The sequence below is a fragment of the Congregibacter sp. genome (assembly GCF_045107095.1).
Taxonomy (GTDB): Bacteria; Pseudomonadota; Gammaproteobacteria; order Pseudomonadales; family Halieaceae; genus Congregibacter.
Map to the genome: position 1 here is coordinate 1 of NZ_JBGCFU010000039.1, position 13,952 is coordinate 13,952.

14 protein-coding genes are annotated in these 13,952 nt (G+C 55.4%); 4 read left to right on the forward strand and 10 right to left on the reverse strand.

Annotation, left to right across the window (positions count from 1 at the left end; translation table 11 throughout):
- Nucleotides 1–172: 172 nt before the first annotated feature.
- From AB8B76_RS07755 to rpsU, 7 genes are all read right to left on the reverse strand, one after another.
- The gene (locus AB8B76_RS07755) at nucleotides 173–1,714 is read right to left on the reverse strand and encodes a WS/DGAT/MGAT family O-acyltransferase (protein ID WP_405271458.1); all 1,542 of its coding nucleotides are present in this window, start codon (nucleotides 1,712–1,714) and stop codon (nucleotides 173–175) included.
- A 51-nt stretch (nucleotides 1,715–1,765) separates the two neighbouring features.
- On the reverse strand, nucleotides 1,766–3,433 hold the full coding sequence (locus AB8B76_RS07760; RefSeq protein WP_405271459.1) for a GMC family oxidoreductase: 1,668 nt from the start codon (nucleotides 3,431–3,433) through the stop codon (nucleotides 1,766–1,768).
- The gene (locus AB8B76_RS07765) at nucleotides 3,430–3,993 is read right to left on the reverse strand and encodes a gluconate 2-dehydrogenase subunit 3 family protein (protein WP_405271460.1); all 564 of its coding nucleotides are present in this window, start codon (nucleotides 3,991–3,993) and stop codon (nucleotides 3,430–3,432) included. Before AB8B76_RS07765 ends, AB8B76_RS07760 begins: the two co-directional genes overlap by 4 nt.
- Before the next feature lie 158 nt (nucleotides 3,994–4,151).
- Nucleotides 4,152–5,972: an RNA polymerase sigma factor RpoD gene (rpoD, locus tag AB8B76_RS07770; RefSeq protein WP_405271461.1), complete on the reverse strand. Its 1,821-nt coding sequence runs from the start codon at nucleotides 5,970–5,972 to the stop codon at nucleotides 4,152–4,154.
- A 146-nt stretch (nucleotides 5,973–6,118) separates the two neighbouring features.
- Nucleotides 6,119–8,083: a DNA primase gene (dnaG, locus tag AB8B76_RS07775; RefSeq protein WP_405271462.1), complete on the reverse strand. Its 1,965-nt coding sequence runs from the start codon at nucleotides 8,081–8,083 to the stop codon at nucleotides 6,119–6,121.
- Between the two features lie 84 nt (nucleotides 8,084–8,167).
- Entirely contained in the window at nucleotides 8,168–8,638 is a 471-nt protein-coding gene (locus AB8B76_RS07780) for a GatB/YqeY domain-containing protein (protein ID WP_405271463.1), read from the reverse strand.
- Nucleotides 8,639–8,695: 57 nt separating this feature from the next.
- Nucleotides 8,696–8,911 carry a 30S ribosomal protein S21 gene (gene rpsU, locus AB8B76_RS07785; protein ID WP_009025337.1) on the reverse strand — a complete coding sequence of 72 codons (216 nt, stop codon included), beginning with the start codon at nucleotides 8,909–8,911 and terminating at the stop codon, nucleotides 8,696–8,698.
- Between the two features lie 231 nt (nucleotides 8,912–9,142).
- On the opposite strand from rpsU, the gene tsaD reads away from it, so the two are divergent.
- From tsaD to folK, 3 genes are read left to right on the forward strand one after another with little or no spacing between them, the layout of a single operon-like run.
- Nucleotides 9,143–10,192 carry a tRNA (adenosine(37)-N6)-threonylcarbamoyltransferase complex transferase subunit TsaD gene (tsaD, locus tag AB8B76_RS07790; RefSeq protein ID WP_405271464.1) on the forward strand — a complete coding sequence of 350 codons (1,050 nt, stop codon included), beginning with the start codon at nucleotides 9,143–9,145 and terminating at the stop codon, nucleotides 10,190–10,192.
- Entirely contained in the window at nucleotides 10,189–10,551 is a 363-nt protein-coding gene (folB, locus tag AB8B76_RS07795) for a dihydroneopterin aldolase (RefSeq protein ID WP_405271465.1), read from the forward strand. The genes tsaD and folB overlap by 4 nt, the downstream gene beginning before the upstream one ends.
- Nucleotides 10,548–11,036 carry a 2-amino-4-hydroxy-6-hydroxymethyldihydropteridine diphosphokinase gene (folK, locus tag AB8B76_RS07800; RefSeq protein WP_405271466.1) on the forward strand — a complete coding sequence of 163 codons (489 nt, stop codon included), beginning with the start codon at nucleotides 10,548–10,550 and terminating at the stop codon, nucleotides 11,034–11,036. The genes folB and folK overlap by 4 nt, the downstream gene beginning before the upstream one ends.
- Here folK and AB8B76_RS07805 read toward each other — a convergent pair.
- A complete protein-coding gene (locus AB8B76_RS07805; protein ID WP_405271467.1) occupies nucleotides 11,012–12,334 on the reverse strand; it encodes a multifunctional CCA addition/repair protein in 1,323 nt (440 codons plus the stop codon). The two genes, folK and AB8B76_RS07805, sit on opposite strands and share 25 nt — an antisense overlap.
- A 233-nt stretch (nucleotides 12,335–12,567) precedes the next feature.
- On the opposite strand from AB8B76_RS07805, the gene AB8B76_RS07810 reads away from it, so the two are divergent.
- Nucleotides 12,568–12,891, forward strand: coding sequence for a hypothetical protein (locus AB8B76_RS07810; protein WP_405271468.1), 324 nt, complete (start codon nucleotides 12,568–12,570; stop codon nucleotides 12,889–12,891).
- 32 nt (nucleotides 12,892–12,923) lie between these two features.
- Here the strand turns inward: AB8B76_RS07810 and AB8B76_RS07815 are convergent, their stop codons facing one another.
- Nucleotides 12,924–13,748, reverse strand: a complete 825-nt coding sequence (locus AB8B76_RS07815; protein WP_405271469.1) for a symmetrical bis(5'-nucleosyl)-tetraphosphatase — start codon at nucleotides 13,746–13,748, stop codon at nucleotides 12,924–12,926.
- A gap of 15 nt (nucleotides 13,749–13,763) precedes the next feature.
- On the reverse strand, nucleotides 13,764–13,952 hold a 189-nt coding region (locus tag AB8B76_RS07820), incomplete at its 5' end, for an ApaG domain (protein WP_405271470.1).

Here is a 13,952-nt window from a genome sequence, read left to right on the forward strand (position 1 = left end):
GGATCTATCTGTGCCCATTAAGACGCTACACAAGATGAGTGAAGAGCAGGTGCGTCTGGAGATGCAAGCTATCGGTTTGGACTGGGTCGCAACTGAGGACTATCTGCCGCAGCAGCATGTCCTCATATTTCAAAAGCCGGCCCTCGGTGATGAGGGCGACTAGTGGTTTGCTTTAGGCGCGTTTTCTAGCAGGTTTGGATTTCATAGGGTTCTTCGGCTTCGCCTTTGCCCGAGTCTTTTGCGCGGCTTTGCGCTTGGGTACGGCCTTCGCTTTTGTCTTTGCACGGCGCTTGGGTGTTTCACGTACAACCGTTGCATCTCGAAGCTCTTCGAAGCTCTCCAAGAGGCACTCACGGTAGAAGTCCGGATCCGGCATCATTTCTCGACAGCTCGTTGCCGAGATGCTGAACTCGCCGCAGTAGCTGCTGATGACGTGAAAAAGGCCGACTCCATCGGCTACGGGGCCCGTTCCAAAATTCGAAAGCATGCGAGCACCCGTGTTGTACAAGGGTACTTGAGGGCCCGGTACGTTGGTAATCACGCAGTTATAGATAGGATTGATCTGATTGACCAGGCCCCAGCGACTTGCCAAGCGTGCTGCTTGCGCAGTGAGTGTACTTGGGATGAACTGTGAGTAATCGGTCATTGTTTTAGCGCCGACCGCGTTGGTGTATTCCTTGGCGGTTTGAGTGCCTTCGTTTACCGCGATGAGGCGCTCTCGAGCGTCAGCAACATCACTGCGGATCTTCACCGCCATGGTGGATACGATGTTTCCACCGGTGCCTTTTTCCTTTGTATCCCGAACGTTGACGGGTGCCATAGCTACTAGCGACTGATCCGGCAGCTCGCTGTGCGCTTCAAGGTATTTGCGCATCGCCCCGCCCACAATGGTCAGCGCGACATCGTTTACCGTCGCGTCTGGGATAGCGTTTTTAATCGCTTTTACATCCTCAAGCGGCAGGCTCACGGCGTTAAAGACACGGTAGGCCGATACGGTGCCATTGAAGCGCACTCGAGGGACGCTAGCGACTCGCTGCAAATCACCTCTGCGCAATTGCATAAACACCTTGGCAAAGCCCGGCACGGTATTGCGAGCAACTGAGATAAACCTGAGTGGCTGTCGCAGACCGTTCATTTGTGCGCGAGTGAGCAGCCCCAAGGTGCTTGGGTCTTTATCGGGACGGGAGATAACCGACTTTGGCTCAACCTTTGCGTCTGCTTTTAAGTCGTGGATGGCTGCGGTGATCTCCATGCCGGAGGCGCCATCGACTGCCGCGTGGTGCATTTTGGTGAACAGGGCGAAACAGCCTTTGGGGTAGCCTTCTACGTTATCGAGACCTTCAATAACGTACATCTCCCAGAGTGGCCGGGAACGATCAAGGGGCCGAGCGTGAATGCGCGAAATGAGAATACAAAGCTGACGCCAATCCCCGGGAGCAGGGAGGGCAACGTGGCGAATATGAAACTCGGGATCAAAATCACCCTCATCAATCCAATACGGGTGATCGAGACCCAGCGGCACCTCTTTTAGCCTGCGGGTGAGACTGGGGATACCCTTGACGCGGTTTGCTGTCCCTTCGAGGATCTGTTTAAAGCGCACCATTCCTTCCGGAGCGGTCTCTTGAGTATAGATATACAAACCGGAGATGTGCATCGGGGAATTAGGTGTTTCCAGGTATAAAAACGACGCGTCGAGTCCACTGAGCTGCTGCATGGGAATTCCTTATTATCGTGTGTCAGTTGCCTTATACCGTCAGAATACGGTTTACCAGCTTGAAACGATCATGTTGCTTCGGGCTGCTTTCTTCATGAAGTCGGCGGCACGAAATGCGAGAGCCTGAATTGTGAGCGTAGGCTGACCTCGGCCAGAGGTCACCATAGAGCTGCCATCGCATATGAACAGGTTTGCGATATCGTGGCTGCGGTGCCAGCGATCTACAACGGAAGTCTGCGGATCATTGCCCATACGGCAGGTGCCTAAAAGGTGAGCTCCCACCGACTCTTCGCCGATTTCTGAATGCCAGGTTTTTTGCGCGCCTGCCCCATCGAGTACGGCGAGCGCCTTTTCCTGCATAAAGCCAGTCATGGCAAGATCGTCCGGATGGTCAGCATAGGTTACCCGCAATGCCGGTCGCCCGAAGGCATCTTTATGCTCGGGGTCCAGTGTGATGTTGTTGCGAAGCATGGGCAGTGAAGTGGCAGCGGTCGTTACGGCCATGTTGCGAGTAAAGGTGTGTTCCAGCGTCGCTTTGTAGTCGGCGCCCCAGCGACGCCCGTCTGTGGGCGCTCCTTGTAAGGCAAACAACAGCGGGTAGCCATTTAGATAGGGTCTCGAATCGAGTGCCCCGCCGCCATAGAACCCTCGCTTGGGGTCGCTATCGTAGTAATCCAGCGCTATGCGGGTGCACTGTATTCCTTTGTATTCATTCAGCGGATGCTCGAAAGCGCCATAAGCAATGCTGTGAGCATTGAACATCAGGTTTTTACCCACCATGCCACTGCTGTTTGCCAGCCCGTTCGGATGTTTGTCAGTAGCCGACATGAGTAACAGGCGGGGTGTCTCTGCGCCGTTGGCGGCAAGTACAACGCTGCGCGCTTTTTGGTAATGCTCGTTGCCATCGGCATCAAAGTACACTACGCCCCGGGCGCGGTCTTGCTCGTCTACGTCTACCCGGGCGACGGTGGACAGGGGGCGTATCTCGCAGTTTCCGGTGCGCTCCGCTTCCGGGATCATGGTTGCGAGGGTCGAGGACTTTGCATTCATTTCACAGCCAAAACCAATGCACCAGCCGCAGTTAACGCAAGCGGGTCGCCCACGATAAGGCTGTGAGAGGATGGCGACGGGGGCGACCTGTGATGTCATGCCGATGGCCTTGGTGCCTTTTTCGAAAAGCACGCCGGCGGACTTAATAGGCATAGGCGGTAATGGAAAGGGGCGAGATCGAGGCGGATCATTAGGGCCGGGAGCACCGGATACTCCAATCTCCCACTCTGCCATGCTGTACCACGGTTCAAGCTCTTCGTAGCTGATGGGCCAATCGGCCAGGGTAGCGTCGGGTATATCTCCTACCAGACTGTGTTCTTTAAAGTCGATAGGACGCAAGCGCCAATAGTTACCAGAGAAGTGTGCGGTGCTGCCGCCCACGCCCCGAGCATAGTAGGCAGGTTCCGGCTCCAGGAATCGTTCGTTGGCGGTCTCTCCCTCCCGATGCCTGAATGTTTGCCTGTCGCCCACAGATTGACCGCTGAAATGCTGCTCAAACATTACGGACCACTCGTCGTGAGTAAAGTCCGCAGCAGTTCGGTAGGGGCCTTGCTCCATTACCACCACGCTGTGCCCGGCTTGGGATAACTCCCGGGCGAGTACCCCGCCTGCTGCGCCGGACCCTACTATGACAAAGTCCACCACGGTGTCTCGATAGTCCGGCATCATTGGGCGGTCTCCGAAGATTCGTGCACCTGGGCATCGTAATAGCCAAAGGGTACCTGCCAGTGATGGCGTCGCTCGAAACCCAGAATGTCCCAGCCAACCTCACCACGGTTGCCGCCGTAGCGGCTCATCGTGAAGGTGCCCGCTAACGTGAGCATATGCATAAGTCCAAAAAAGTCACTGTTCTCGATTGCGCGTAGCTGTGCGTCCTGCTCGGCCTCGGGCAACTTGGTGAAATCGCCCCCCGACGCACTATTCAGTTCCTGGGCACCTACCCGCAAATCCGGTATCACGGATGCGAGGGGACCGCCGCTCATAGTGTCGATAAACCATATAGCCCCGGCTTCTCGTGCGCCCGGCGTGTCGGTAGTGGGGAGAATGCGCGCCGTGATGGCCTCAAGCGTTAATGCCAGAGTTTTATCGAGGTGCTGAAATTGTCCGGCTTTCTGACTCGCTGCACTCGCGGCCAATAGCGGTGGCGCAGCAGCGCTAATTAACGCTGTTACCGCTGCGGTGCTGCCTAGCTTTAACAGGGTTCTACGCTCCAAAACGTTCTTTGTCATGGATGAGGCTCTTTGAGGTGCGTTTCAGCTTAGTTTACACGCCCGTCGCAGCCGTGCACGAATGCCTCATAGTACGCTCGTTGGACTGCTGACAACGGCTGTTTTGCAGGCAAAAAAAACGCCCTGCTAGGAGGGCGTTTTGCTTTTTGTTTTGGTGATCAGGAACTCTCATCCAAAAAGCTGCGGAGGTAGTCTGAACGCGTAGGATGACGCAGCTTGCGGAGCGCCTTCGCTTCGATTTGACGAATACGCTCTCGCGTTACATCAAACTGCTTACCAACCTCCTCGAGGGTATGGTCAGTATTCATATCAATACCAAAGCGCATACGCAGTACTTTTGCCTCTCGAGCGGTTAGGCCGCCAAGTACATCCTTGGTTGCCTCCTGAAGACCTTGCCCCGTCGCCGAATCAATAGGCGAATGGATGGTTTGGTCTTCAATAAAGTCACCCAGATGCGAATCTTCGTCATCGCCGATGGGTGTCTCCATTGAAATCGGCTCTTTAGCGATCTTAAGGACTTTACGAACCTTGTCTTCGGGCATTTCCATACGCTCGCCAAGCTCTTCGGGAGTTGGCTCACGCCCCATCTCCTGGAGCATCTGCCGAGAAATACGGTTGAGCTTGTTGATGGTCTCGATCATATGCACCGGAATACGAATGGTGCGCGCCTGGTCTGCAATAGACCGGGTGATCGCCTGACGAATCCACCAGGTAGCGTAGGTCGAGAACTTGTAACCACGACGATACTCAAACTTATCGACCGCCTTCATCAGGCCGATATTGCCTTCCTGGATCAGGTCGAGGAACTGAAGACCACGGTTGGTGTACTTCTTCGCGATCGAAATTACGAGACGCAGGTTGGCCTCGACCATTTCTTTCTTGGCGCGACGAGCACGTGCTTCGCCCATGGACATGCGACGGTTGATCTCTTTGATCTCGGTGACCGTGAGGCCTGTTGCTTCTTCGATCTGGCCGATTTGGCGCTGCGCTCTGTGGATCTCTTCTTTGTGAGCGTTGAGCTTGGGGCCGTAATCTTTCTTGCGTGTGTGACGAGACAGCCACTTGGCATTGGACTCATTGCCCTGAAACGAAGTGATGAATTCCTTGCGGGGCATCTGGCAGCGACGGACCACAAGGCGCATGATTTCGCGCTCTTGCTCACGAACGCCAGACAGCGCTGATCGCGCTTCGTCGTTCAGCGGATCAAAAACTTTTGGGGTGAACTTGAAGAACTTGAAGATTTCGCCCAGCTTCTCCATCTCTTTGATGGCGGCTTTGTCCTGACGACCTTTCTCTGTGAGAACTTTCTCGGTCTTGTTGAACTGACGCTTAAGAGCAGTAAAGCGCTTTTTGGCCTCTACTGGATCTGGTCCTGTGGGCGCATCATCTTCGTCGTCGGTGTTACCCGCGGCTTTCGCAGCCTGCTGCTCAGCGATCTGCTGCGCCGAAGGCACGTGATCAGCCGGATTGAGGTAGCCAACCAGGATATCGGCGAGCTTCTTCTCTTCTTTGGCGACTAATGCGTAATCATCGAGCACGGATTTCACAGCACCCGGGTAGAAGGCCAGGGCAGCCATGAGCTCTCTGATGCCTTCTTCGATGCGTTTGGCGATTACGATTTCGCCTTCTCGAGTCAGCAGCTCGACGGTACCCATCTCACGCATGTACATGCGAACGGGGTCAGTAGTCCTGCCAGCTTCAGTCTCAACGGCAGCCAGAGCCGCTGCTGCTTCTGCGGCGGCGATGTCGTCAGCAGAGCCATCACCATCAGTGAGAATAAGGTCATCGGCATCCGGGGCCTGTTCAAAGACCTGGATACCCATGTCGTTGATCATTTGGATGATGTCTTCGACCTGATCCGGATCGGAGATATCCTCGGGAAGATGGTCGTTGACCTCAGCGTAGGTCAGGTAACCTTGCTCTTTTCCTTTGGCAATCAGGGACTTCAAACGCGATTGCTGTGTAACGGCGTCGTTCATTCGGTACCTTGCTTGGGTTTGGCCGACCCTTTCAGGACGGACGTGATAAAACAGTAAAAGTCAGCCCGCCAGTTTAGCACAAAGTCGGACAAATTGCTTACAAATGGTGGATTCGAATTCGTTTGGTGTCGGTCGATAGCAGGTGATTACTGACCCGTCGGGCCGCTGCGGGTATCAAGATCACGGAGGGCACGCAGGAGCTCAGGAAGTCGTGCTTTATCGTCGGCAGTGAGCTGGGCATAGGGGCGACTTTTAAGCCCGCTGATTTCTTCCACGATCCGTTGCCGCAGGGGAAGCGAGGTCAACCGACGAATAATGTCCTGAAACTGAGCTTCGATACCTTCGGTGGGGATCAGTCTTTCCTGTCCCGCAAGTTCTGCCAATAACTCACCCTCACTGCTGCCATGCCAGTGCCCTAACAGCATGCCGGTGCTGGATTCGGGTCGTTTTTGGAGTAGCTCTATGATCGCTTTGAGCAGATCGCCTTCACGACCCGAGAGGGCAGATAGGGCGTGAGCATCAGCCAAGGCCGCAACAGCGGGTTTGTGTAAAAGCAGTGCAATTGCTGCTTGCGTCAGCGTGGCGTGCGCCCCCGGCGCTGCATCCAGGGGACTCCGTTGTCGTGGTCCCTGCTCATCGTCGACCGGTCCCCAGCTGCCCTCATCGGGCGGTGGTGCGTCGTCCATGGAGGCAAAGTAGCCGTTGTCGTGCCCCGGGTCGTAATTTGCAGCCTGGCCGCTGCCCGAGCTTCCGCCATAAGCAGCGTCATAGTTCGGAGCGTTTTCAACGGGAGGTGGCTCTGGGGGCGGAAGTTCCAGTTTCATGAGACTCGCGAGCTCTAGACCCGTGCGCTGGGCAAGGGATTGGAACATCAGTTCCTTGTAAACACCGTCGGGCAGTATGCGAATGAGAGGAAGTGCCCGTTTGGACAGGCTGGCACGGCCTTCCATGGTGCCTGTATCGAGCCCGGCAGCCTGGCTTTGAAACAGGAATTCCTCGAGCGGCACGGCGGCCTGCACCAAATCCAGAAAGACCTGAGTGCCGTCTTTACGTACCAATGAATCTGGGTCTTCACCCTCGCGCAAAAACAAAAAACGAGCTTGTCGGCCGTCGGCCATGGTCGGCAAAGTGTTGTGAAGAGCGCGCTCGGCGGCTTTACGTCCGGCTTCATCACCGTCAAAACAGAACACAACTTCGGGAACGACCCGGAAGATCCGCTCCAAATGCTCTGTACTGGTCGCGGTACCCAGCGTCGCAACGGCGTAACTTATGCCAGCCTGCGCCAAAGCGATGACGTCCATGTAGCCCTCGACCACGATAATGCGTTCGAGTTTGCGGTTCGCCCGACGGGCCTCATAAAGCCCGTAAAGCTCTCTGCCTTTATGAAAAATCGGCGATTCGGGGGAGTTCAGATACTTGGGTTTGTCATCGCCCAAAACCCTTCCGCCAAAGGCAATGACACGCCCGCGACGGTCTCGTATGGGAAAAACAATCCGGTCACGGAATCGGTCATAAATTCGTCCCTTGTCATTCTTGACGAGCATTCCGGCGGTAATGGCACGCTCTTCTGTGCCTTCGCTATCACCTAAAAATTTGAGTAGGTTGTCCCACCCCGGTGGCGCGACTCCCAGTCCAAAGTCTCGTGCCACCACACCGGTAAGGCCGCGATTCTTGAGGTAATCAATAGCGGGCTGTCTATCCGGATGCTGTTTGAGGGCATCTTTGTAAAAAGAGGCGGATCGTTCCATGAGTTCGTAGAGCGGCTTGTTCGGCGATTCACCTTGGGGAGAGCCAGCTTGGCCTCTTGATTCTTCTCGGACGACCTCAAGTCCTGCGCCCGTGGCCAGGTTTTCTACGGCCTGGGGGAAGTCGATGTTCTCGTAGTCCATGATGAACCCGAGCGCGTTACCGCCCGCGCCACAGCCAAAACAGTAATAAAACTGTTTTTCGGGGTTAACGCTAAAAGAGGGGGACTTTTCATCGTGAAAAGGGCATCGCGCGCTGAAGTTCTTGCCGGTTTTTTTGAGTTTTACGCGCCTATCAATCACGTCAACAATGTCGACGCGATCTAGCAGGTCATCTATAAAGCTTTGAGGTATTCGTCCGGCCACGATCAGTCTTTTGCCCCATAGCAAGGCAGACTATTGAAGCCCGGATTATGCCAGAAGGGGCAACGTCCGGGTGGAAGTCCCGCTCTACCCAGCGAGACGAGCTTTGACTTTTTGGCTGACTGCGCCCATGTCTGCACGGCCTTGGAGTTGGGGCTTAAGTTGGCCCATAACGGCTCCCATGGCTTGCATGCCCGAACCATCCGCCGCTGCAATTGCGCCATCGATAATGGTGTCGAGCTCTTCGTCGCTGAGCTGCTGTGGGAGGTATTCCTGGATGACCACAATTTCAGAAGCTTCCTGGCTCGCTAAATCATCGCGGCCCGCATCTTCATATTGCTTTTGGGAATCCCGGCGCTGCTTGAGCATTTTGTCGAGTACAGCGATAACGCGCGCTTCATCCAAAACGATGCGCTCGTCGACTTCAATACGCTTAAATTCTGCCTGCATGAGGCGAATGGTCGCTAGCCGCTCTTTATCGCGACTCTTCATTGCTTCCTTCATAGCAGCCTTAATAGCGGCTTGAGTTTCTGAAGGAGTAACGGTCGATTCGCTCATAATGCCTGCGCTTTGCTGAGGCCGAATGCCTCAGCGGGGTCGTAGTTCGGGGAAATACTAGTACAGGCGTACGCGCTTACGGTTCTCGCGAGACATCTTCTTAAGGTGACGCTTTACGGCCGCTGCTGCTGCACGCTTACGTACAGTCGTTGGCTTCTCGTAATGCTCACGACGACGTACTTCTGAAAGTACACCAGCTTTCTCGCAAGAGCGCTTAAAACGACGCAGAGCGACGTCAAATGGCTCGTTTTCTTTTACCTTGATGTGGGGCATCTAAATCCTGTCCTATCTATACCTGCCGGGAACGAAAACACATCGCCCACCAGCGCGAGGGCGCGCATTCTATACGCAGCTAAAGGGATTTGCAAAGGTCAGTAATGCCAGTTTTTTTGCCATCGCAACTGTCTCTTGGGGCGTCTGGCCTGTCACAGGCTGCGCGGATTCATTAGACTTGCGCCTCCCGCGTCTCAACCTGGAGGTTTTGGCGCGAAATAGGACCTAATCATGAATGTTCTCGGCATTGAAACCTCTTGCGATGAGACCGGCGTGGCGCTGTATAGCACGGAGCGCGGCCTCCTTGCGCATACGCTGTACAGCCAAATAGAGGTTCATCGCGAATACGGTGGTGTAGTGCCCGAGCTTGCGTCACGAGACCATGTGCGCAAAACCCTGCCTTTGGTGCAGGAAGTGCTCAATCAAGCAGGCTTTCAGACCTCTGATGTCGATGCGGTGGCTTATACCGCCGGTCCCGGGCTGGTAGGCGCCTTAATGGTGGGCGCGACCATGGCTCGCTCTTTGGCCCTGGGCTGGGGGGTTCCGGCACTTGGCGTGCACCATATGGAGGGACATCTGCTGGCGCCCATGTTGGAAGAGGAGCGTCCGGAGTTTCCGTTTGTGGCGCTTCTGGTGTCAGGCGGTCATACCCAGCTGGTTCGGGTGGACGGGATTGGTGAATACCGTTTGCTGGGCGAATCGCTGGATGACGCTGCGGGAGAGGCTTTTGACAAGGCAGCGAAAATGCTCGGTTTGCCTTACCCAGGTGGACCGCAGATCGCTCGAATTGCCGAGGACGGCAGCACCGATCGATTTACTTTTCCGCGGCCGATGATCAAGCATCCGGGCTTGGACTTTTCTTTTAGTGGCCTCAAAACCCATACTTTGACCACAGTTAGGGGGCTTGAAGAACAGGGGCCCCTAAGCGATCAGGACAAAGCAGACATAGCCCGTGCCTTCGAGGAGGCTGTTGTATCCACGCTGGTGATTAAATGCCGTCGTGCGCTTGAGCAGGAGGGCCTCGATCGCCTGGTCATGGCAGGCGGTGTCAGCGCTAACCGAAACCTTCGTCAGCAGTTGGCAGAGATACTGGGTAAACGAGGGGCCGAGGTGTTTTACCCAGCGCCCCAGTTTTGTACGGATAACGGCGCCATGATTGCGTATGCCGGCGCGCAGCGCTTGGCGGCCGGACAGGTCGATGGGGCGGAAGTTCAGGTTCGGCCCCGTTGGCCCATGACTGAGTTGCCACCGATCGCGCCGCAGGCGGTCGATCAACTGTGAGCGACATCGTATTTATCCGCGGCCTGAAACTCCCGACGATTATCGGTGTGTATGGCTGGGAGCGTGAGGTCCGCCAGGAACTGTTGGTGGATTTGGAAATGGCTTGGGATATCGCACCGGCGGGTGCCAGCGATGATGTGACCGACGCCCTGGACTACTCGGCCGTCGCCACTCGGCTTCGGGAGTTTGCCGCAGAGAGCAGTTTTGAGCTTATCGAAAAAATGGCGACGGAGCTGGCGGAGCTCGTCATGCGGGAGTTTTCTGTCCCTTGGTTACGCCTTCGTGTGTGTAAACCCGGTGCTGTTACTGAGGCTGTCGATGTCGGCGTGTTAATCGAGCGGGGGTCTAGACCGGCATGACGCAATTGTTTTTGGGTCTTGGCAGCAATATTGAGCCGCAGCGCTATCTGACCCTCGGTTTAGGGGAGCTTGAGTCTCTTTTAGGGCCGCTGCGTCTGTCACCTGTTTATGAGGGTGCTGCCATTGGGTTTAACGGCGCGCCGTTTTGGAATTTGGTGGTAGAGGCCAGCACATCCCTTAGCGTGGGAGAGCTTCAAGCCGCGTTGCGAGCCATAGAATATGCCCATGGGCGACCTCAAAATGCTTCTCGAAACAGTCCAAGATCTTTGGATATCGATATATTGATTTACGGCGATCTCAGTGGTGTGGTTGATGGGGTTGTACTGCCGCGAGGAGAAATCCTTGAAAACGCCTTTGTGCTGCGCCCCCTGGCAGAGCTAGCGCCTGATGATCGTCATCCGGTTAACGGCCGTACCTATCGCGACCTTTGGAATGCGTATGATGCGGCGGCGCAGCCACTTCAGGCCGTGTCACTGGAAGCGTAATCGTCTCGCAGCTGGTTAAGCCTCTTTATGCGTTCCTGACGGAGTGCCTCGCCAATCGCTTTACCTTCAAGTTTAGCGTTTTCGGAATCTGCCTTTTGTAAGCCGGCAACGGTGACCGCGTTCGCGATGTCCCGAGCTTTTCGTAGATAGCCCGCCTGGGGATAGTCTCTGTCTTCATGACCTTCTCGGCCGCGCGAGTCCGCCTCACAGGCCAAAAGGTAGTTTTCAAAACGCTCTGGTTGTCGCAGCGCACCGGTAGCTTCCAGAAGTTTGAGTAAGGTTTCTCCGCGAAGCTCCCGAGCTCGGTGCATATGCAAGTGGTACTCACAGACCGTGAGCGCCAGTTGTCGGTGGGCATTCGGTACCTTAAAGCGCGCGCAGACATCCTCAACCAGCGGCAATCCAGCGCGCTCGTGACCTCTATGGCTGGGGAGCACGTCATCCGGCGTTATGCCCTTACCCAAATCGTGGGTTAGCGCCGCGAACACAACCTGGCTATTGCCGGACTCGACTTGCTCAACCGGTCCTTCGGGCAGCGTACCGGCAGCATCTTCTGCTTTGTGTCCTCGCGAGAGCAGCGCCGCCTGTTTTAGGACCATCAAGATGTGTACGCCAGTATCGATCTCGGGGTGATAGGTGGCTTTTTGGGGAACACCGAATAGGTCGTCGACTTCGGGTAAAAGCGCTTTGAGAGCGCCACACTGCCTGAGCACCTCAACAAAGACCTGCGGATCGCGTTCGCGAAGCGCGCGCTCAGTCTCCACCCAAATGCGCTCTACGGGCAGGTATTCAAGTTCGTCGGCTGCGACGATTTCGCTCATCAGGTTTTTCGTCTCTTGAGCAACGGTAAAGCCGAGATGCGCGTAGCGAGCAGCAAAGCGCGCGACGCGGAGTACCCGGAGGGGGTCTTCCGTGAAGGCGGCTGATACGTGGCGGAGCACACGGTCGTTTAGATCTTTGGAACCGCCGTAGGGGTCGATTAGCGAATCATCATTATCACGAGCGATGGCGTTGACGGTGAGGTCCCGCCGCAGGAGGTCTTCTTCCAGTGTGACGTCGGGATCGTAATGAGTTACGAAGCCAGTGTAGCCATGACCTTTTTTACGTTCGGTGCGGGCGAGGGCGTATTCCTCTTTCGTCTTTGGGTGGAGAAATACCGGAAAATCTTTGCCGACTTGGGTGTAGCCCAGGTCGAGTAGCTCCTGTGGTACAGCGCCGACCACCACCCAGTCCCGCTCTTTCACAGGATATCCGAGGAGTTCATCGCGAACGGCGCCGCCGACCAGGTAGGTTTTCATGACGGGGATTTTAGCAGGGGCAGGGCATGGGGGATGATAGTAATGTCCCTGAATCAGGATAAATACTGCTCACCGCGAGAGGTGGCTGGCTTTCTCGGTCTATATCTTCATCGAGACATCTAGGTGACCGTAATGGGTGAGAACTGTTCGGAATAGATGGAAAACGAACGATATTGATCTGGAGCTATCGCCGTCGCGAAGAGAAGCTGGCCATGCTGAATCGGAGTTCTATAATGGCCTTAATAGCTTTCGACACACTCGGCTGTGTCCAACGCCTCACCGAGGCGGGCATGGACGAAAAGATCGCCACCGCGCAGGCACAGGTAATGGCAGAGACCTTTATTCACAACGCAGAGCAGCTGGTGACTCGGGATTATCTTGATGAGCGCTTGCGCTTTGAATTTTCAGACTTTGAGCTGCGCCTGGAGCGCCGCTGGCAGCCGCGATTTGCTCAGTTAGAGCAATCGCAGCGGCTTCACTCAGTGCTGCTAGCAATTATCGCGGCTAGCACTATTATTCCGTTTTTGCAGACAATCGTCGTGCAGATGGGCTCTTAGCCGCTATTGCCGATAACAGATTTCTGGTCGGTCTAGCAGGCGCAAGGCTCAGAAACGCGCTCGCCGGTTTCCAGGCAATAGAAAGTTAGAGCGTTACCCCACACGCATCCGGTATCGAGGCCAATCGCATTGGGAGTACTTGTTTTTCCCTGCAGCGACGCCCAATGGCCAAACAAAATCCTGTCGTAGGTTGCCTTCCGGTTGGGATGGTTAAACCAAGCATCAAGTGCTTGATTCTTGGCGGCAGGCCCGCCGGGGTTACTCAGCGGCCCTTTACTTTCTAAGTCCAGTCGGCCGTCCTCAAAGCAGTAACGCATGCGCGTGAGGTAGTTGGTGATTACCCGCAGCCTGTCCATACCTTCAAGGTCATCTGACCATAACGCGGGTTCGTTGCCGTACATGGCGGCAAAAAACTCGGTGCAGTTGGGGCTTTGCAGGACGCTCTCGACCTCTCGTGCACGGGCAGCGGCATCATCCACGCTCCACTGGGGCGGAATGCCTGCGTGCACGAGCGTGAATCCGTGCTCTTGGTATAGCAGCGGTTGCTGATGCAACCAGCCGATGAGCACGTCACTATCTTCTGCTAGCAAAATTGGCTCTAGCGTATCGTGACGCCCAAGCTTTTTCGCACCCGCGGCGATAGCCATAAGATGCAGGTCGTGATTTCCCAGTACGATGCGAATGTTGTCGCGATGTTTGTAGAAAAACCGTAGTGTTTTTAGGCATTTAGGCCCGCGGTTTACCAGATCGCCGGTGCACCAGAGCATGTCTCGGTCCCAGCTAAAATCTACCTTTTTGAGCAGACGTTTTAACGGCTTTTTACAGCCTTGAATGTCTCCTACTACCCAAGTGGCCACTGGTGATACCCGACGTCAGTTAAGGGAAGTGGGAGTGTGAAGGGTGAACGCCGGAATGCTGACCTCGAATGCGAGTTGGTCTTTTGGGTCCAGAGGACGATCGTCATCATGAAGGATCATTGTGTACTCGCCATTCATATAGCCCACGGGCGTTGGCAGCGTGGCGCCGCTGGTGTAGCGAAAGTATCGACCAGGGCGGATGAT

Coding starts and splice junctions, on each gene's coding strand:
- AB8B76_RS07755 (WP_405271458.1), bottom strand. CDS start 1,714: ATGCAGCAGCTCAGTGGACTCGACGCGTCGTTTTTATACCTGGAAACA.
- AB8B76_RS07760 (WP_405271459.1), bottom strand. CDS start 3,433: ATGATGCCGGACTATCGAGACACCGTGGTGGACTTTGTCATAGTAGGG.
- AB8B76_RS07765 (WP_405271460.1), bottom strand. CDS start 3,993: ATGACAAAGAACGTTTTGGAGCGTAGAACCCTGTTAAAGCTAGGCAGC.
- rpoD (WP_405271461.1), bottom strand. CDS start 5,972: ATGAACGACGCCGTTACACAGCAATCGCGTTTGAAGTCCCTGATTGCC.
- AB8B76_RS07780 (WP_405271463.1), bottom strand. CDS start 8,638: ATGAGCGAATCGACCGTTACTCCTTCAGAAACTCAAGCCGCTATTAAG.
- rpsU (WP_009025337.1), bottom strand. CDS start 8,911: ATGCCCCACATCAAGGTAAAAGAAAACGAGCCATTTGACGTCGCTCTG.
- tsaD (WP_405271464.1), top strand. CDS start 9,143: ATGAATGTTCTCGGCATTGAAACCTCTTGCGATGAGACCGGCGTGGCG.
- folK (WP_405271466.1), top strand. CDS start 10,548: ATGACGCAATTGTTTTTGGGTCTTGGCAGCAATATTGAGCCGCAGCGC.
- AB8B76_RS07805 (WP_405271467.1), bottom strand. CDS start 12,334: ATGAAAACCTACCTGGTCGGCGGCGCCGTTCGCGATGAACTCCTCGGA.
- AB8B76_RS07810 (WP_405271468.1), top strand. CDS start 12,568: ATGGCCTTAATAGCTTTCGACACACTCGGCTGTGTCCAACGCCTCACC.